We start from the raw sequence: 17,317 nt of genomic DNA, 5'->3' as shown, positions 1-17,317 counted from the left end.
ACGTGCAAACCGGCCTTTACGTCGCGATTTCGTCGCAGATGGCGCTTGAGAAGCGCCTCAACACGCTTGCCGACAACATCGCGAACTCCAACACCGTCGGCTTCCGCGGCACCGAGGTGAAGTTCAACGAGATGCTCGGCGACACGAAGCCGACCAAGGTCGCCTATGTCAGCAAGGGCGAGGAATTCCTCAACACCAGCAACGGTTCGCTGACGCGCACCGGCTCGGCGCTCGATTTCGCCATCAAGGGCGACGCCTGGTTCCAGATCGAGACGCCCGCCGGTCCGGCGCTGACGCGCGACGGGCGGTTCACGCTGACCGATACCGGCGAACTCGTCACCATCCGCGGCTATCCGGTGCTCGATGCCGGAGGCGCGCCGATCCAGCTCAACGGCAACGGCGGCGAGATCACCGTCGGCGCCGATGGTGCGCTTCACCAGAACGGCGTCGCCGTCGCCTCGCTCGGTCTCTATGAAGCCGATTTCAGCAAGGGCTTCGTGCGCCTCGACAACAGCGCCGTCCAGCCGGCGGCGCAGGCCGAGCCGGTGGTCGACCGCTTCGACGTCGGCGTCATGCAGGGCTTCCTCGAGGAGTCCAATGTCAATGCGATCCAGGAAATGTCGCAGCTGATCATGGTCACCCGCGCCTTCGACAACATCACCGCCCTGCTGCGCGACAGCGAAGGATCGCTCGAAGAAGCGGTCAAGACGCTTGGCGGCAGCCGCTAATCTCTGACGGATATCGGCATGCAAAGCGAAGGCCAGAAAACAAGCGCGGGATCGACATCTCTGGCGGCACTTGCCGGCCTTGTCGAGCGCTATGCCAAACCCGAGTTTTCGATCGCACCTGGCGGTCACGTCCAGACGATCTCGCCCGGCCACTACACGGTAACGGGCCTGTCGCGGCATGTGCGGCTCGGCGACTTCGTCGCCCACAAGAGCGTCACCGGAACTCACCTCGGCGAAGTGGTTCGTGTCGAGCCGGAGCGGGTGGTCGTCTGCCCGATCGAGCCCGGCGATCCGATCGGTATCCACGACACCGTCATTCGCAAGGGCGCCTTCCGCGTCGCGCCGACCGACCAGTGGTGCGGCCGTGCGATCAATGCGCTCGGCGAGCCGATCGATGGTCTCGGTCCGCTGCAGCAGGGCGATGTGCGCCGCTCGATCACCAACACCGCGCCGCCATCGATGACGCGCAAGCGGGTCGAGAAGGGCTTCCTGACCGGCGTGCGCGCGATCGACATCTTCTCGCCGCTCTGCCTTGGCCAGCGTCTCGGCATCTTCGCCGGCTCCGGCGTCGGCAAGTCGACGCTGCTCTCCATGTTGGCGCGGGCCGATGCCTTCGACAAGGTGGTGATTGCGCTGGTCGGCGAACGCGGCCGTGAAGTGCGCGAATTCATCGAGGATACGCTGGGCGACAATCTCGCGAAGTCCGTCGCTGTCGTGGCGACCAGCGACGAGAGCCCGATGCTGCGCAAGATGGCGCCGCTCACCGCCGTCACCATCGCCGAGCACTATCGCGACAATGGCGACAACGTTCTCCTGATCGTCGACAGCGTCACCCGTTTCGCCCATGCGATCCGCGAGGTCGCAACCGCATCGGGCGAGCCTCCGATCGCGCGCGGCTACCCGGCTTCCGTCTTCACCGAACTGCCGCGCCTGCTGGAGCGCGCCGGCCCCGGCACCGAAGGCGCCGGCACCATCACCGCGATCATCTCCATCCTCGTCGACGGCGACAACCACAACGATCCGGTTGCCGACTCGACGCGCGGTATCCTCGATGGTCACATCGTGCTGGAGCGCAGCCTTGCGGAGGAGGGGCGCTATCCGCCCATCAATCCGCTTGCCTCGATTTCGCGCCTTGCACGCAAGGCCTGGACCCCGGACCAGGAGAAGCTGGTCTCGCGCCTGAAGGCGCTGATCCACCGCTTTGAGGAGACCCGCGACCTTCGCCTGATCGGCGGCTATCGCCCCGGCGGCGATCCGGATCTCGACATGGCGATCAAGCAGGTTCCGGTCATCTACGACGTATTGACGCAAACCGCCGGTGAGCGCCCGGCGCAGGACGCCTTTGCCGATCTCGCCAATGCGCTGAAGGCGGCGGCGATGGGCAATCAGCCGGGTGCGAGAGCGAGGTGATGACCATGACCGATTATGATGCGGACGAGATGGTTCACCAGCGCAAGCGCAGCAGCCGCATGCCGATGACCGACAAGTTCCTGGCCGCGACCGGCGTGGCGCTTGCCGCATTCGCGACCTTCTTTCCCTGGTATGCCTTCTTCCATCAGGACAAGTTCACCATGCCGCCGCTGTGGCAGGGCTCGACCCGCGATCTGCCGGAGCGTGCCGCGCGCAACGTCGTCTCGGTATCGCCGCTCGCCATGCCGGATGCGGATGGCGAAGCCCTGGCCGCGATCGACCAGCTGACGACGGCGTCGGTGCCCGGCATCGGCGCAGGCCCGGCACCGGAAGGTACTGCCGCCCGAGAGGGGTTGTCACAGCCTTTTCCCGGCAAGTCGGGCTTCAAGTTGATGCATGTCGCCAACGGCCGGGCGCTGATCGAGGACGCAAGTGGCATGTATATCGTGCGCATCGGCTCGGTTCTGCCCGACAACACGCGCCTCGCGACGCTCGAGCAACGCGACGGCCATTGGGTGATGATCACCTCCTCGGGCGAAATGTACCAGGCCGACTGACGTCGCCTGCCGTTCTTGTCGCCGACCGCCGCGCCATCTTGCCGGATGACGCGGCTTTCCGCCTTCTGGGCGACCTATGCCGGCCAGGACGGCGTTCTCCCCGGCACCGCTTTCCGACGAAAGTCCCACGCAAGATTACCGGCCTAGGTTCGCATCACCAAGCATGGAGCTTTTGATGCAACCGATTCAGCTTTTCGAACTCGCGTCCCGGCAGGCCCAGTGGCTGACCGTTCGCCAGAACGTGGTGGCCGGCAACATCGCCAATGCGAACACGCCGCACTACAAGGCGAAGGACGTCAAGCCGTTCGAAACCGTGCTGCAGGACGCCGGCATCCAGATGGCGGCAACCCACAAGGCGCACTTCACCGAGGGGCTTGCGGCTTCTCAGGTGGCTGAAGTCGGCATGGTCGACGGCGTGCAGATCCAGCAGTCCGGCAACAGCGTCGCGATAGAGCAGGAAATGATGAAGACCGGCGAGATCAAGCGCGACTACGAGCTCTCCGCCGGCCTTGTGAAGGCCTTTCACCGAATGATGCTGATGACGGTACGGAAGTAAGAACCATGGATCCATTGACCTCGGCCCTCAAGGTATCGGCCTCCGGCCTGCAGGCGGAATCGACCCGCCTTCGCATCGTCTCCGAAAACATCGCCAACGCCCGCTCGACCGGTGACGCGCCGGGTTCGGATCCCTATCGCCGCAAGACCATCAGCTTTGCCGCCGAAGTCGACCGGGCAAGCGGCGCCTCGCTGGTCGAGATCGAGCGGCTGGGCACGGACGATTCGGACTACAACATCGAGTTCGATCCGGGCAATCCGGCCGCGGACGAGAAGGGCATGGTCAAGCTGCCGAACGTCAACATTCTGGTCGAGATGGCCGACATGCGCGAAGCCAACCGCGCCTATGAGGCCAATCTCCAGACCATCAAGCAGTCCCGCGACCTGATTTCCCAGACAATCGACCTGTTGAGAGCCTCGCAATAATGATCGATGCAGTTAAATCCCTCGGCGCGTTCTCGGTCACCAAGGAGACCGACGGCACCCGCTCCACGTCGTCCTCCTCGTCGGTCTTCGGCATGCCGGCCGCAACGCCGGGTGTCCCGCAGGGGCAGAGCTTTGCCTCGGTTCTCGGCGACATGGCGAGCGACGCCATCAGCGCCATGAAGAAGGCCGAAGGCGCGTCGCTCGACGGCATCCGCGGCCAGGCCAACACCCGTGAAGTCGTCGATGCGGTCATGAGCGCCGAACAGTCGCTGCAGACCGCGATCGCCATCCGCGACAAGGTGGTCACCGCCTACCTCGAAATCGCGCGCATGCAGATCTGAAGGAACGAGACATGAAGGCCCTTTCCATTGCCGCCACCGGCATGAACGCCCAGCAATTGAACCTCGAAGTCATCGCGAACAACATCGCGAACATCAACACGACGGGCTACAAGCGCGCGCGCGCCGAGTTCTCCGATCTGCTCTACCAGACCGAGCGCGCCCAGGGCGTGCCGAACCGCTCCAACCAGGCGATCGTTCCTGAAGGCGCGATCATCGGCCTCGGCGTCCAGACCGCCGCCGTGCGCAACCTTCACATCCAGGGCAGCATGGTCTCGACCGGCAACGACTACGACCTGGCGCTGATCGGCCGCGGCTGGTTCCAGGTCGAGACGCCGGACGGCGAAACGGTCTACACCCGCGCCGGCGCGTTCAACAAGAACGCCCAGGGCCAGCTCGTCACCATCGACGGCTACACCGTGGTTCCGGGCGTGACCGTTCCGCAGGATGCGACGGAAATCGTCTTTACCAAGTCCGGTCAGGTGATGGTGCGCATCGGCAACGATCCGGCGCTGCAGGAAGTCGGCCAGTTGACGGTCGCCAATTTCGTCAACGAGGCGGGCCTGGAGCCGCAGGGCGAAAACCTGTTCAAGCAGACGCCGGCCTCCGGCGAGCCGATCATCGGCACCCCGGCGGATCCGGGCTTCGCCCAGATCAAGCAGAAGTACCTCGAAGCGTCGAACGTCGATCCCGTCAAGGAGATCACCGACCTCATCTCGGCGCAGCGCGCCTACGAGATGAACTCCAAGATCATTCAGGCGGCCGACGAAATGGCCGCCACGGTGAGCAAGAACCTCAGGTAACGAAAAAGGGGGCAAACATGACGTTTCGCCGATCCGTAGACATCGAGGCTTCGCAGGCCGGCCGCGCATTCAAGGCGCGGCGGCTGGCGGCAGGCGTCCTGCTTGCCGCCACGTTCCTGCTGCCTTCGGCAGGCCATGCGGAGCGGCCGACGGCGGTGATCCCCACCCAGACCATCTATCCGGGCGAGACGGTCGACGCGAGCCGCGTCGAAGTGGTCGACGTCACCAATCCCGACCTTGCCGACGGCTACGTCAGAACCTTGAACGAAATCGACGGCAAGGTCACCAAGCGTACACTTCTGCCCGGCCGGGTGATCCTCGTCAGCGCCCTTCGCGAGCAATACGCCGTCGAGCGCGGCTCGACCGTGCGCCTCGTCTTCAGCAATGGCGGCCTGACCATCAGCGCCGCCGGATCGCCGCTCCAGGACGCCGCCGTCGGCGAGCTCATCCGGGCGCGTAACATCGATACCGGCGTCATCGTTTCCGGGACGGTGATGGCCGACGGCACTATCCATGTGGTGGCGAAATGAAAATGCTTGCATGCAAATGGTTCCTGACGCTGGCCGTCGCGTTCTCCGTGGGACTGACGCCTGCCTTCGGCGCATCCAGGATCAAGGATGTCGCCTCGCTCCAGGCGGGCCGCGACAACCAGTTGATCGGCTACGGCCTCGTCGTTGGTCTTCAGGGAACCGGCGACAACCTTCGTTCGTCGCCGTTCACCGACCAGTCGATCCGCGCGATGCTGCAGAACCTTGGCATTTCCACGCAGGGCGGCGATTCCCGCACGCGCAACGTTGCGGCGGTGTTGGTGACGGCGACGCTGCCCCCCTTCGCGAGCCCCGGCAGTCGCGTCGACGTAACCGTCGGCTCGCTCGGTGATTCCACCTCGTTGCGCGGCGGCACTCTGGTGATGACGTCGCTTTCCGGCGCCGACGGTCAGATCTATGCGGTGGCGCAAGGCTCCGTCGTCGTGACCGGCTTCAACGCTCAGGGCGACGCCGCGACCCTTAACCAGGGCGTCACGACAGCCGGGCGCGTGCCGAACGGCGCCATCATCGAGCGCGAGCTTCCGTCCAAGTTCAAGGACGGCTTCAACCTCGTTCTGCAATTGCGCAACCCGGACTTCTCGACCGCTGTCGGCATGGCGGCTGCGATCAACAAATATGCGGCCCAGCAGTATGGCGGACGCATTGCCGAGGCGCGCGATAGCCAGGCCGTTCTCGTCGAAAAGCCGAAGATGGCGGATCTCGCCCGGCTGATGGCCGACATCGAAAACCTTGTCATCGAGACTGATGTGCCGGCGCGCGTCGTTATCAATGAGCGCACCGGTACGATCGTGATCGGCCAGGATGTCCGGGTCAACGAAGTGGCAGTGAGTTACGGCACTCTCACTGTCGAGGTCAGTGAGACACCGACGGTCGTGCAGCCGCTGCCCTTCTCGCGCGGACAGACGGAGATGGAACCGAACACGACGATCAACGCGCAGTCGGACGGCGGCACGGTGGCGATCCTCAACGGATCGAGCCTGCGTTCGCTCGTCGCCGGCCTCAACAATATCGGCGTCAAGCCGGATGGCATCATCGCCATCCTGCAGAGCATCAAGACGGCCGGTGCCCTCCAGGCGGAGCTCGTGCTGCAATGACGGCAAATGACAATCACTCTCTCGGCCGGACCCGCAAGCTGCTGCTCGCCGCAGCGGCTGTCGCGTCCATGCTGTCGATGCCTGGCGCCTTTGCCCAGGACGTTACGGCGCCGCCCGCCAGCGACGCGACGCAGAACGAGATCCAGCAGTTCTGCACCAACATTGCCGATGCGGCGCGCGACCAGCGCTACGTGCTGCAGCGCAAGGATCTCGAGACGCTTCAGGCAGGCATCGACGAGCGCATCGCGACCCTGGAGAAACGTCGCGAAGAATACGAAGACTGGCTGAAGCGTCGCAACGACTTCCTCAAGCAGGCTGAGCTCGGCCTTGTCGATATCTACAAGACGATGAAGCCGGACGCAGCCGCCGGCAAGCTTGAAATGGTGAGGCCGGAGATTGCCGCCGCCATCGTCATGCGGCTGCCGCCGCGCCAGTCCTCGCTGATCTTGAGCGAGATGACCGACGAGAAGGCGGCGATCCTTACCAACATCATATCGAGCGCCACCGACCCGAATACCTCGAAGGAACCATCATGAAAACGCGTCTAACGGCCATGCTGACCGGGGCCGCCCTCCTTGCGGGATGTCAGAACCAGGCGCTCAACGAGATCGGCCGCGCGCCGTCGATGAGCCCGATCGGCAGCGGCCTGCAGTACTCGCAGACGCCGCAGCTGGCGATGTACCCGAAACAGCCGCGCCAGATGGTGAACGGCTATTCGCTGTGGAACGACCAGCAGTCGGCGCTCTTCAAGGACGCGCGCGCCATCAATGTCGGCGACATCCTGACGGTCGACATCAAGATCAACGAAGGTGCCACCTTCGACAACAAGACCGATCGAAGCCGCAAGAACACCAGCGGCTTCAACGTCGGCGCCAATGGCAAGTCGGAGGTCAGCGATTTTGGCTGGGAGGGCAACCTGAAATATGGGTCCAACACCAAAACCGAAGGCGACGGCACGACGGAGCGTTCGGAGAAGCTGCGGGTGCTCGTCGCGGCGGTTGTCACCGGCGTTCTCGAAAACGGCAACCTCTTGATCAGCGGCTCGCAGGAAGTGCGCGTCAACCACGAACTGCGCATCCTCAACGTCGCCGGCATCGTCCGGCCGCGGGACGTCGATGCCGACAACGTCATCTCCTACGACCGCATTGCCGAGGCGCGCATCTCCTATGGCGGCCGCGGTCGCCTGACCGAAGTGCAGCAGCCGCCCTACGGCCAGCAGTTCATGGATCTATTTTCGCCGATCTGATCCGATCGGCAGGGAACGGCAAGATGGAAGAACTCGACCCCGCCAACGGCCCGAAGCAGCCGTCGAAGGTGCTGACGATCGCGGCAATCGCCGTGCTGACGCTGGTTGCCGGTGGCGGCGGCTGGCTGGTCGGCGGCCTACTCGCCCCGCCTCCGCCGAAGGCCGAGGTGGAGGCAACCACGGAGCCGGCGGCCAATGCGACCGGCGAAGAGGGTCTGCCGAAGGTGGCGACGGAGGCGAACGGCGTCGTCCAGCTCGAGCCGATCACCACCAACCTTGCCTATCCCTCGGAAAACTGGATCCGCCTGGAAGTGGCGCTGCAGTTCGATGGCGCGCCCGACCCCAAACTGGCCGAGCAGATCCACCAGGACATCGCCGCCTATCTGAAAACCGTTTCCCTGCAGCAGATCCAGGGACCGCGCGGCTTTCAATATCTCCGGGATGACATTCAGGAGCGGGTTGACCTGCGCTCCGATGGCCGCGTAACCAATGTGATGTTCAGAACCTTCGTCATCCAATGATTCGGTAAATGGTCCGGCTAGTCGCCTTTATAGTTGCCATGATGGCGATGTCCGGTATCGCCGGCGCCCAGAGCTTCCCCTCTGATATCCTGAATACGCCTATCGACGGCTCTGCCGCGTCGTGGATCATCCGCACCTTCGGTCTTCTGACCGTGCTGTCGGTGGCCCCCGGCATCCTGATCATGGTCACCAGCTTTCCGCGCTTCGTGATCGCCTTTGCCATCCTGCGCACGGGCATGGGCCTGGCAACCACGCCGTCCAACATGATCATGGTTTCGCTGGCGCTGTTCATGACCTTCTATGTCATGGGGCCGACTTTCGATCGCGCGTGGCGCGACGGCATCGACCCGCTCATGAAGAACCAGATCACCGAGACGGAGGCGATCCCGCGGATCACCGAGCCCTTCCGCGACTTCATGCTCGCCAACACCCGCGACAAGGATCTGCAGCTCTTCATCGATATCGCCAAGGAAAAGGGCCAGACGGTCGTCGTCGACGACAAGGTCGACCTGCGCGCGCTCGTTCCGGCCTTCATGATCTCGGAAATTCGCCGCGGCTTTGAAATCGGCTTCCTGATCATGCTGCCGTTCCTGGTGATCGACCTGATCGTGGCCACCATCACCATGGCCATGGGCATGATGATGCTGCCGCCGACAGCGATCTCGCTGCCGTTCAAGATCCTCTTCTTCGTGTTGATCGACGGCTGGAATCTGCTCGTCGGCAGTCTGGTGCGCTCCTTCAGTTAGGCCTGTCGCGCAAGCGCGCGAAGCAAAGGAACGACGGCGACAAACGAGCCGCTTCCGAACGGCTGCAGTGCGTCCGCTTCAGCGCGCCGCACTTCGGAACAATCCCGCCATCGGGGCCTGCGATCTTCAAAACGCGACAACAAAAAAGGCAGCGCCGCGGCGCTGCCTTTTGTCTTTGAGGGGGATCGCCGTTCAGCGCTCGAACGAGCCGCTTCGCGCCGGCAATGCCGGGACGTCGATGTGATCAGGGACAAGTCCGCGCTTGGCGCGATCAACCATCATTTCGTAACCCTTCTCAAGATGCAGGCAGAAGCGTTCGGCGTCGAACAACGGCATTCGGAACCGGTTTTCCTCAAGCCGCTGTCGATACTCGGCAACCTTGTCACGGTTGTTGTAGAGCGCGACGGCTTGCTTGACGTAGTCTTCCGGCCCCTCAGCCACGAGCTCCGGCAGGCCGATGGCGTTCAACAGGCTTTCGCTCACGCGCGAAGCGAAGTTGGTACCCTTGAAGGTCAGGACCGGCAGGCCGGCCCAAAGCTTCTCGGAGGTCGTGGTGTGGCCGTTGTAGGGGAAGGTGTCGAGACCGACGTCGGCAAGGGGAATACGGGTGATGTGGTTCTGGTACGGCATCTTGTTGCACAGGATGATGCGCTTCGTGTCGATGCCGGCGCTCTTGAACTTGGCCAACAGGTTCGCGCGCGCGTCCTTGCGGTCGCACATGAGCCACAGGTGGCTTTCCGGCGTTTGCCGGAGGATGTCGATCCAGAGATTGATTGTCTGCAGCGAGATCTTGCGGTTGGTGTTGAACGACGCGAAGACGAACGCGCCTTCGGGAAGGCCGACCATCTCTCTGGAAACGGAGCCGGGACGCGGCCGCTCGTAAGGGTCGTTGGGCTGGTAGGTCTCCGGCAGGCGGCAGTATTTTTCGTGGTAGAACGCCTTGCTGGCGTCGGGAAGGACGTAGGGGTCGCCGATGATGTAGTCGAGATCGACGTTGGCGGTCGTTCCGGGAAAGCCGAGCCATCCCACCTGGATCGGCGCTGCGGCCTGGTTGAAGATCAAGACGCGGCTATCCAGCGTATGACCCTTGAGATCGATCAGGATGTCTATGTTTTCCCGGCGGATGAGTTCGGCCGTCTGCTGGTCGCTGAGGTCGCCGATCTGGACGATGCGGCCCCATTTTTCGCGGATGTCCTTGTCGCGCGTCACGTGCATGCTGCCGGTATGGCAGAACAGCGTCACGTCGAAGCGGCTCTTGTCATGCGCCATCAGTACCGACTTCAAGAGCTTCATCGTTGCGTGATCGTCCCAGAAGTCCGACGACACATAGCCTATGCGGATGCGTTCGCCCCAGCGGTGCGGCACGCTGCGGCGCGTTTCCGTCAAGCTCGGGGGGAACGGGTGAAGCTGGCTGCCGGCGATACGGTTCAGGCGCTCGTCACCGCACCAGGTAGCGTGATAGTATGGTGCCTCGGCGACGATAAAGGCGGTTTCCCCCGCTTTCAGTTCCTTCTGGGTATCGCGATCGTATTTCTCCATATCGGGATAATCATTGGCTTCGCGCGCATAGACGAGATAGGCCGCTCGCAACGTTACGTTCTTCGGATAGTTGCGGAAGAGATTGGCGAGCGCATCACGATCCTGCATGTCGTTGATGTCTGCGGTCAGCAGTTTGAAGGCAAGTCCGTTGTGAAGGTGGTTCTTGCTGAGCGTCAGCGGTGTCTTGAAGAGGCCGAGGATCTGTTTCTCGCCCCGTTTTAAGAAGATCGAGGCGATGATGAAGGCGATCTCGGCGTCGGTCTTGGCTTTATCCAGAAGCGGCAGGCCGATGCTCAATGCCTCGTCCTCGTTGCCGTTGAGGAAGTAGAGCTTCATGGCCTCGCTCAGATAGTCTTCTGCCCGTGAGCCACCGGCTTCGCCGGCGAGCTGGTAGGCGCGCGCCGCTTCCGGCTTGAAGCCAAGCTTGGAAAGCACCTTCGCCAGGAGCACATAGGTCTTGGTGTCGCGGTTAAGCTCCATCAGCGCGTTCAATTGGGTGAGCGCGTCCGTATACTGTCCCTTCTGGTAGTGCCGGGAAGCTGTCGAAAAGATGGCTTGGGCGTTCACTGAGTGCTCCGTCGAAGATGCGCGGCGACCGGCGCCGGCTTGCTAGACCATGTTTGATGCCGAGTTTACCCGGGGGAGCTTGCCTCAGGCATGAGCGATCCCGTGCTCGCTGGCCGTTACCCGCGTCCGCGGCCCAGTGCCATCGGTGCTCCCAAGTGTGAAGTTAAAGTCTTGTTAAGTATAAATTGTCTGGGCTCAGGCGCGCTGGCGCACTTAATCAATTCTCAAGCTTTGCCGGCGATAGTCGATTTTACATGACGGGTTTGGTTTCTTCCGAGATTGTTGGAACCGAGTGGCATGAAGCCGATCCGCCATCACCGGTAAGTCCGGTATGTCCCCCAAAATCGTCTAAAGTAATCAAGGGACACTCTAATGACGAGCATCATCACCAATTCTTCCGCCATGGGCGCACTCGCCACCCTGCGTTCGATCAACTCCTCGATGGAAACCACCCAGGAGCGCATTTCGTCGGGTCTGCGCGTCGGCACCGCTGCTGACAACGCCGCTTACTGGTCGATCGCCACCACCATGCGTTCGGACAACAAGGCCCTCTCGGCCGTTCAGGACGCCCTCGGCCTCGGCGCCGCCAAGACCGACGTTGCTTCGTCGGCCATGGAAAACTCCAAGGACGTCGTCGACGAAATCAAGAAGAAGCTGGTTACCGCCAGCGAGCCGGGCGTTGACAAGAGCAAGATCCAGAAGGAAATCAAGGAGCTGCAGAACCAGCTCGTGAGCATTGCCAAGTCGGCTTCCTTCTCCGGCGAAAACTGGGTCTACCACGACGCCAACAACGCTGTCGGCACCAAGTCTGTTGTCGGTTCGTTCAACCGCGACGCCAAGGGCAATGTCAGCCTGACGACGCTGCAGTACGACACCAACAAGAGCTCGCTGATCGAGATGAACGGCACGGCCTACAACACGACCGGCACGGGCCTGCTCTCCAGCAACATCTCCTACATGGACTCGACCGGCGGTGCGACCATCTCGCTGAACTTCAGCGTCCTGACGCTCGACATCACCAACATGACGACCGGCTCGCTGGCCCAGGCTCTGTCGGGTGTCGACTCCGTCCTGACGCAGATGACCGACGCGGCTGCCGACCTCGGTGCGCTCAACGCTCGTATCGACCTGCAGAAGGGCTTCGTCGAAAACCTCTCGGACTCGATCGAGAAGGGCGTTGGCCGCCTCGTCGACGCCGACATGAACGAGGAATCGACCCGCCTGAAGGCTCTGCAGACGCAGCAGCAGCTCGGCATCCAGGCGCTTTCGATCGCCAACTCGAACTCGCAGAACGTCCTGTCGCTCTTCCGTTAATCGGTAGGCTGAAAGGGGCGGGCCACGGCCCGCTCCCGGCAGACGAAACGAAACCGCGCCTCGCAAGAGGCGCGGTTTTTCGTTGTCGCCAATGCACTGAAAAAACTTCGAAAAGTTTCTCTGGGTTTTAGGGTTCGTTAACCACGATGGTGTTTGTTGTAAGCATCGAAACGGCGGGTTGACCCGAACAGTTCAGAGCGTCAGCAGGCATGAGGCTGACCGCCGTTTCCCGGTAATCCCGGAATGTCCCTTTCCATTTCATCTTTGCCAACAAGGGGCACTCAGCCAATGACGAGCATTCTGACCAACTCTTCCGCCATGGGCGCACTCGCCACCCTGCGTTCGATCAACTCCTCGATGGAAACCACCCAGGAGCGCATTTCGTCGGGTCTGCGCGTCGGCACCGCTGCTGACAACGCTGCTTACTGGTCGATCGCAACCACCATGCGTTCGGACAACAAGGCCCTCTCGGCCGTTCAGGACGCCCTCGGCCTCGGCGCTGCCAAGACCGACGTTGCTTCGTCGGCCATGGAAAATTCCAAGGACGTCGTCGACGAAATCAAGAAGAAGCTGGTTACCGCCAGCGAACCGGGCGTTGACAAGAGCAAGATCCAGAAGGAAATCTCGGAGCTGCAGAAGCAGCTCATCAGCATTGCCAAGTCGGCTTCGTTCTCCGGCGAAAACTGGGTCTACCACGACGCCAACAACGCTGTCGGCACGAAGTCCGTTGTCGGTTCGTTCAACCGCGACGCCAAGGGCAATGTCAGCCTGACGACGCTGCAGTACGACACCAACAAGAGCTCGCTGATCGAGATGAACGGCACGGCCTACAACACAACCGGCACGGGCCTGCTCTCCAGCAACATCTCCTACATGGACTCGACCGGCGGTGCGACCATCTCGCTGAACTACAGCGTCCTGACGCTCGACATCACCAACATGACGACCGGCTCGCTGGCCCAGGCTCTGTCGGGTGTCGACTCCGTCCTGTCGCAGATGACCGACGCAGCGGCCGACCTCGGTGCGCTCAACGCCCGTATCGACCTGCAGAAGGGCTTTGTCGACAACCTCTCGGACTCGATCGAGAAGGGCGTTGGCCGTCTCGTCGACGCCGACATGAACGAGGAATCGACCCGCCTGAAGGCTCTGCAGACGCAGCAGCAGCTCGGCATCCAGGCGCTTACGATCGCCAACTCGAACTCGCAGAACATCCTGTCGCTGTTCCGTTAATCGGCACGCCGCATAGGACGGGCGGTCTTCGCCCGTCACTTCCAAGAGAAGCCGCACATCCGAAGGGATCGTGCGGCTTTTTCGTTTGCCTTCCAAACGGATGACGGCCAGGCACGGAGCGCGCCGCGGTGGCTGTTCCGACCCGAGCAGCTTAACGTTTCGTCCATATTCCCTTATTTTTGTTCACCTTCGTTACTGACTTCCTAATGGCGTTAACCATTTGTTAACCATGGGATCGTTACATAATGGTTAAGAGCGAAGGGTCGCCTCCAGGGCAAAACAGGGGCGATTCGCATGATGCCAGTCCCATCGCTGCCGGTGCCACACTCCGGAATGTCCTTAGAAATTCATTCGGGGCAGGTGACCAATGACCAGCATCATGACCAATACCGCCGCCATGGCGGCTCTCCAGACATTGCGTTCGATCAATTCCGAAATGGCGGAAGTGCAGGACCGCATCTCCTCGGGATACCGTGTGCAGACGGCTGCGGACAACGCCGCCTATTGGTCGATCGCGACCACCATGCGCTCCGACAACGCCGCGCTCTCCACCGTTCAGGACGCGCTTGGCCTCGGCGCCGCCAAGATCGACACCGCCTATGCGGCGATGAACTCTTCGATCGAGGTCGTCAGCGAGATCAAGCGCAAGCTCGTCGCGGCGAGCGAGCCGGGCGTCGACAAACTGAAGATCGACAAGGAAATCACCGAGCTCAAGAACCAGCTGATCTCGGCTGCCCAGTCCGCATCCTTCTCCAGCGAAAACTGGCTCTACAACGCCAGCCCGGCCCCGGTGGGCACCAAGTCCGTCGTGGCATCGTTCAACCGTGACGCCAACGGCAATGTGTCGGTGACGACGCTCGATTTCGACACCTCCCAGTCGATGCTGATCGACAAGCAGAATGCCAGCCGAGGCATCCTGACCAGGAACTACGACGCCGCCCAGCTCACCTCTCCGCCCGGCACGGCGGGCGCGCGCCTGTACCATCTGATCGGCGCGCCGGCGACGACGCCGATCGGAACGACGGCGGAAGTCAAGCTGACCGCGTCGACGACGCCAGCCGAGATGGCCGACATGATCAGCGTCGTCGAGCGCATCCTCAACCAGTTGACGGATGCCGGCTCCACGCTTGGCGCCATCACCAAGCGCATCGAGCTGCAGGAGGGCTTCATCGCCAACCTGATGGATACGATCGACAAGGGCGTCGGTCGTCTCGTCGATGCCGACATGAACGAGGAATCGACGCGGCTGAAGGCGCTGCAGACGCAGCAGCAGCTGGGCATCCAGGCGCTTTCGATCGCCAACACCAACTCCGAAAACATCCTGCGCCTATTCCAGCAGTAAGGCGCGGCCGCGGGCGGCGGCCGGGCATGGCCGCGCAGACTCGCCAAAATTGAGCCCATCGCCCCACATGCGGATGACGGCATCTTCAAGTTCTGCCACGTCGTCGGTCACGGCACCCGGTGGAAACGGTTGGACCGCGCTAATTGCCCTGGCGCGGTCCAACACATTCATTTTCGCACAAGTTTGACCGAATAGCCTTCCCTCGCAGTCCTGTCGGATGACTGCCGGCCAAAATGACCTTTGCGCCGCCGCCTGCATCGGATCGCTCCGGGAAAACCGACCCCGGATCACGCTGATGTACGTCAAGAATGCTGGGTTCGCCGTATCCGACGGTCGGGCCCGAGGGAGACATGTCAGCAGTGCCAGGAGCAATGGAAGTCCGCGCCGGAAAGCGCCGCCTGTCAAGCAGATGGGGATTGCCGCATTGCCGCAGCTCCGATGCAGGAGGCCGGCCATGAGTGCAATGCTCTCCCGCTATCTCAAGGATTTCAGCGCGCCGAAGGTCGAGCTGTCGCTGATGCCGCCGAAGTATTTCCCCGATCTGGATGCCGACTATGCCGATGGCGATCGCCTCGGCGCGAGACCAGCCATGCCGGAAATCGATATCGATGCGGAACGCCGGGGTGCCTTTGCCGAGGGGCGGGCCGAGGCGACCGCGGAACTCGTCTTCGAACACGAAAAGCAGATTGCCGAACTCGAGGCGGCGCACGCGGCCGAGCTTGAAGCGCTGACGCGGCGCTTCGAGGAGGAAACTGCGAACCGTCTCGCGGAGCGTATCGCCGAAATGACCGAGGGTCTTGCCGTGGCGCTCGGCGATCAGGCCGCCCGCGTGCTCGCGCCGGTCATGGGGGACGCCCTCATGCAGCGCGCCGTCGCCGACATGGCGCAGATGCTGCGCCAGGGACTTGTGGCCGGCGAAGGCTGCGCCATCGTCGTCAGGGGACCGACGCCGCTCTTCGAGGCGCTGAAGCGCCAGCTTGCAGAAGACATGCCGTCCTTGCGTCATGTCGAATCCGACGAGGTCGATCTCGCCGTCGAAGTGGATGGCACCATCCTGGTGACGCGCATGGCCGCCTGGGCCGATACAGTTCGGAAAGTTCTCGCATGAGCGACGAAAACCACCACAACGGCAAGCACGAGATCATCATCGTCAAGCGCCACAGCGGCAGCCACGATGGTCATCATGGCGGCTCCTGGAAGATCGCCTATGCCGACTTCATGACGGCGATGATGGCCTTCTTCCTCGTGATGTGGCTGATCAACGCCGCCAACGAAGAAACGAAGGCGGCGATCGCCTCCTACTTCAACCCGGTGCAACTGACCGACCAGAAGCCTGCCGAACGCGGCTTGAAGGATCCGGCCAAGGATGCGCAAGGGGAGGAAACGCAGCAGCGCTCGAAGGTCGACGGCGAGCAGCAGAAGTCCGGTGGTTCGGCCAAGACCGGCGATCAGCTGACGGCGACATCGGGCGAAGAGACGAAATACTCCGACGCCGATTTCTTCGAGAACCCGTATTCGGTGCTCTCGGAGATCGCGCGCGAAGTGGGGCAGCAGGCAAATATCAGCGTCAAGGGCGAGGGCGGTGCGGCGCAGTCGGGGCCGGCCACCGGTGCCGATGGCGGCGAAGCTTACCGCGATCCGTTCGATCCCGACTTCTGGACGAAGCAGGTCGAAGTGCAGGACGCGGGTAACGTAGCCGAAAGCCAGGTTGCGCTGGCCGCCAAGACGACGATGCCGGCAGGAGCGACGCCGACGGTCGAAGGCAAGTCCACGGCCGAAGTCGAGGGTACGGACAAGGCCGCCGAAAAGACCAGCCCGGCCGCCGGAGAACCCGAAACTGCCGCCGGCGAAAAGCCGAAGCCGGAGGCCGCCGAGGCTGACGCCGAGAAGCAGGCGGCCGAACTCCAGGCCGAGCTGAAGAAGCAGCTTGCCGGCGAGGCGGGCCAGCTTGCCGAGGGACTTGTGGTAACGCCGGCCGAAGGCGGCCTGATGGTGACAATCAGCGAGCGGACCGATGCCCAGATGTTCGCCATCGGCTCGGCCGTACCGCAGAAGGAGCTGGTGCTGGCGATGGAAAAGATCGGCCACCTTCTGGCAGGGCGTCCGGGTGCGGTGGCGATCCGCGGCCATACCGACGGCCGTCCCTTCAAGGACGGCACCTACGATAACTGGCGGCTTTCCGCAGCCCGCGCCCAGAGCGCCTACTACATGCTCGTCCGCGGCGGCCTGAAGGAAGACCGCGTCAGCCAGATCAGCGGCTTCGCCGACCGGCGGCTGCAGATCCCGGGCGATCCCTATGCGCCGGGTAACCGACGCATCGAGATCCTGTTGCAATCGGCTCCGGGTTAAGCGC

19 protein-coding genes are annotated in these 17,317 nt (G+C 62.7%); 18 read left to right on the top strand and 1 reads right to left on the bottom strand.

Features of this window, described 5'->3' with window-relative positions; all coding sequences use genetic code 11:
• Positions 1-2: 2 nt before the first annotated feature.
• From flgF to fliP, 13 genes are all read left to right on the top strand, one after another.
• A complete protein-coding gene (gene flgF, locus C1A35_RS14610; RefSeq protein WP_104665007.1) occupies positions 3-728 on the top strand; it encodes a flagellar basal-body rod protein FlgF in 726 nt (241 codons plus the stop codon).
• Positions 729-746: 18 nt separating this feature from the next.
• Positions 747-2,138 (top strand): flagellar protein export ATPase FliI, encoded by a 1,392-nt coding sequence (gene fliI, locus C1A35_RS14605; RefSeq protein ID WP_104665006.1) that lies wholly within the window; start codon positions 747-749, stop codon positions 2,136-2,138.
• Complete coding sequence (locus tag C1A35_RS14600) at positions 2,138-2,695, top strand: flagellar protein (protein ID WP_199772935.1); 558 nt, start codon at positions 2,138-2,140, stop codon at positions 2,693-2,695. Before fliI ends, C1A35_RS14600 begins: the two co-directional genes overlap by 1 nt.
• Before the next feature lie 175 nt (positions 2,696-2,870).
• Positions 2,871-3,251 carry a flagellar basal body rod protein FlgB gene (gene flgB / locus C1A35_RS14595; protein WP_104665075.1) on the top strand — a complete coding sequence of 127 codons (381 nt, stop codon included), beginning with the start codon at positions 2,871-2,873 and terminating at the stop codon, positions 3,249-3,251.
• Positions 3,252-3,256: 5 nt separating this feature from the next.
• Positions 3,257-3,676, top strand: coding sequence for a flagellar basal body rod protein FlgC (gene flgC / locus C1A35_RS14590; RefSeq protein WP_104665005.1), 420 nt, complete (start codon positions 3,257-3,259; stop codon positions 3,674-3,676).
• Positions 3,676-4,017 (top strand): flagellar hook-basal body complex protein FliE, encoded by a 342-nt coding sequence (locus C1A35_RS14585; RefSeq protein ID WP_104665004.1) that lies wholly within the window; start codon positions 3,676-3,678, stop codon positions 4,015-4,017. Before flgC ends, C1A35_RS14585 begins: the two co-directional genes overlap by 1 nt.
• An 11-nt stretch (positions 4,018-4,028) precedes the next feature.
• Entirely contained in the window at positions 4,029-4,817 is a 789-nt protein-coding gene (flgG, locus tag C1A35_RS14580; RefSeq protein ID WP_104665003.1) for a flagellar basal-body rod protein FlgG, read from the top strand.
• Positions 4,818-4,834: 17 nt separating this feature from the next.
• Positions 4,835-5,347, top strand: a complete 513-nt coding sequence (flgA, locus tag C1A35_RS14575) for a flagellar basal body P-ring formation chaperone FlgA (protein ID WP_104665002.1) — start codon at positions 4,835-4,837, stop codon at positions 5,345-5,347.
• A complete protein-coding gene (locus C1A35_RS14570; protein ID WP_104665001.1) occupies positions 5,344-6,459 on the top strand; it encodes a flagellar basal body P-ring protein FlgI in 1,116 nt (371 codons plus the stop codon). The genes flgA and C1A35_RS14570 overlap by 4 nt, the downstream gene beginning before the upstream one ends.
• On the top strand, positions 6,456-6,995 hold the full coding sequence (locus C1A35_RS14565; protein ID WP_104665000.1) for a MotE family protein: 540 nt from the start codon (positions 6,456-6,458) through the stop codon (positions 6,993-6,995). The genes C1A35_RS14570 and C1A35_RS14565 overlap by 4 nt, the downstream gene beginning before the upstream one ends.
• A complete protein-coding gene (gene flgH, locus C1A35_RS14560) occupies positions 6,992-7,705 on the top strand; it encodes a flagellar basal body L-ring protein FlgH (RefSeq protein WP_104664999.1) in 714 nt (237 codons plus the stop codon). The genes C1A35_RS14565 and flgH overlap by 4 nt, the downstream gene beginning before the upstream one ends.
• 23 nt (positions 7,706-7,728) lie before the next feature.
• Positions 7,729-8,226 carry a flagellar basal body-associated FliL family protein gene (locus C1A35_RS14555; RefSeq protein ID WP_104664998.1) on the top strand — a complete coding sequence of 166 codons (498 nt, stop codon included), beginning with the start codon at positions 7,729-7,731 and terminating at the stop codon, positions 8,224-8,226.
• A gap of 8 nt (positions 8,227-8,234) precedes the next feature.
• Positions 8,235-8,972, top strand: coding sequence for a flagellar type III secretion system pore protein FliP (gene fliP / locus C1A35_RS14550; RefSeq protein WP_104664997.1), 738 nt, complete (start codon positions 8,235-8,237; stop codon positions 8,970-8,972).
• Between the two features lie 192 nt (positions 8,973-9,164).
• Here fliP and C1A35_RS14545 read toward each other — a convergent pair whose 3' ends face one another.
• On the bottom strand, positions 9,165-11,078 hold the full coding sequence (locus C1A35_RS14545; RefSeq protein ID WP_104664996.1) for an O-linked N-acetylglucosamine transferase, SPINDLY family protein: 1,914 nt from the start codon (positions 11,076-11,078) through the stop codon (positions 9,165-9,167).
• 372 nt (positions 11,079-11,450) lie between these two features.
• On the opposite strand from C1A35_RS14545, the gene C1A35_RS14540 reads away from it, so the two are divergent.
• From C1A35_RS14540 to C1A35_RS14515, 5 genes are all read left to right on the top strand, one after another.
• Positions 11,451-12,392, top strand: coding sequence for a flagellin N-terminal helical domain-containing protein (locus tag C1A35_RS14540; RefSeq protein ID WP_104664995.1), 942 nt, complete (start codon positions 11,451-11,453; stop codon positions 12,390-12,392).
• A 288-nt stretch (positions 12,393-12,680) separates the two neighbouring features.
• Complete coding sequence (locus C1A35_RS14535) at positions 12,681-13,622, top strand: flagellin N-terminal helical domain-containing protein (RefSeq protein WP_104664994.1); 942 nt, start codon at positions 12,681-12,683, stop codon at positions 13,620-13,622.
• A 367-nt stretch (positions 13,623-13,989) separates the two neighbouring features.
• Positions 13,990-14,964 carry a flagellin N-terminal helical domain-containing protein gene (locus C1A35_RS14530; RefSeq protein ID WP_104664993.1) on the top strand — a complete coding sequence of 325 codons (975 nt, stop codon included), beginning with the start codon at positions 13,990-13,992 and terminating at the stop codon, positions 14,962-14,964.
• 454 nt (positions 14,965-15,418) lie between these two features.
• Positions 15,419-16,072, top strand: a complete 654-nt coding sequence (locus C1A35_RS14520; protein ID WP_104664991.1) for a hypothetical protein — start codon at positions 15,419-15,421, stop codon at positions 16,070-16,072.
• Entirely contained in the window at positions 16,069-17,313 is a 1,245-nt protein-coding gene (locus tag C1A35_RS14515) for a MotB family protein (RefSeq protein WP_104664990.1), read from the top strand. The genes C1A35_RS14520 and C1A35_RS14515 overlap by 4 nt, the downstream gene beginning before the upstream one ends.
• The last annotated feature ends 4 nt before the right edge of the window (positions 17,314-17,317 follow it).

The organism is Ensifer adhaerens (genome assembly GCF_002940685.1).
Taxonomy (GTDB): Bacteria; Pseudomonadota; Alphaproteobacteria; order Rhizobiales; family Rhizobiaceae; genus Ensifer; species Ensifer adhaerens_E.
The sequence above is the reverse complement of the archived record's forward strand: the minus strand, read 5'-3'. Positions and strand labels throughout refer to the sequence as shown.

Coding starts and splice junctions, on each gene's coding strand:
- fliI (WP_104665006.1), top strand. CDS start 747: ATGCAAAGCGAAGGCCAGAAAACAAGCGCGGGATCGACATCTCTGGCG.
- C1A35_RS14600 (WP_199772935.1), top strand. CDS start 2,138: ATGACCATGACCGATTATGATGCGGACGAGATGGTTCACCAGCGCAAG.
- flgB (WP_104665075.1), top strand. CDS start 2,871: ATGCAACCGATTCAGCTTTTCGAACTCGCGTCCCGGCAGGCCCAGTGG.
- flgC (WP_104665005.1), top strand. CDS start 3,257: ATGGATCCATTGACCTCGGCCCTCAAGGTATCGGCCTCCGGCCTGCAG.
- C1A35_RS14585 (WP_104665004.1), top strand. CDS start 3,676: ATGATCGATGCAGTTAAATCCCTCGGCGCGTTCTCGGTCACCAAGGAG.
- flgG (WP_104665003.1), top strand. CDS start 4,029: ATGAAGGCCCTTTCCATTGCCGCCACCGGCATGAACGCCCAGCAATTG.
- flgA (WP_104665002.1), top strand. CDS start 4,835: ATGACGTTTCGCCGATCCGTAGACATCGAGGCTTCGCAGGCCGGCCGC.
- C1A35_RS14570 (WP_104665001.1), top strand. CDS start 5,344: ATGAAAATGCTTGCATGCAAATGGTTCCTGACGCTGGCCGTCGCGTTC.
- C1A35_RS14565 (WP_104665000.1), top strand. CDS start 6,456: ATGACGGCAAATGACAATCACTCTCTCGGCCGGACCCGCAAGCTGCTG.
- flgH (WP_104664999.1), top strand. CDS start 6,992: ATGAAAACGCGTCTAACGGCCATGCTGACCGGGGCCGCCCTCCTTGCG.
- C1A35_RS14555 (WP_104664998.1), top strand. CDS start 7,729: ATGGAAGAACTCGACCCCGCCAACGGCCCGAAGCAGCCGTCGAAGGTG.
- fliP (WP_104664997.1), top strand. CDS start 8,235: ATGGTCCGGCTAGTCGCCTTTATAGTTGCCATGATGGCGATGTCCGGT.
- C1A35_RS14540 (WP_104664995.1), top strand. CDS start 11,451: ATGACGAGCATCATCACCAATTCTTCCGCCATGGGCGCACTCGCCACC.
- C1A35_RS14535 (WP_104664994.1), top strand. CDS start 12,681: ATGACGAGCATTCTGACCAACTCTTCCGCCATGGGCGCACTCGCCACC.
- C1A35_RS14530 (WP_104664993.1), top strand. CDS start 13,990: ATGACCAGCATCATGACCAATACCGCCGCCATGGCGGCTCTCCAGACA.
- C1A35_RS14520 (WP_104664991.1), top strand. CDS start 15,419: ATGAGTGCAATGCTCTCCCGCTATCTCAAGGATTTCAGCGCGCCGAAG.
- C1A35_RS14515 (WP_104664990.1), top strand. CDS start 16,069: ATGAGCGACGAAAACCACCACAACGGCAAGCACGAGATCATCATCGTC.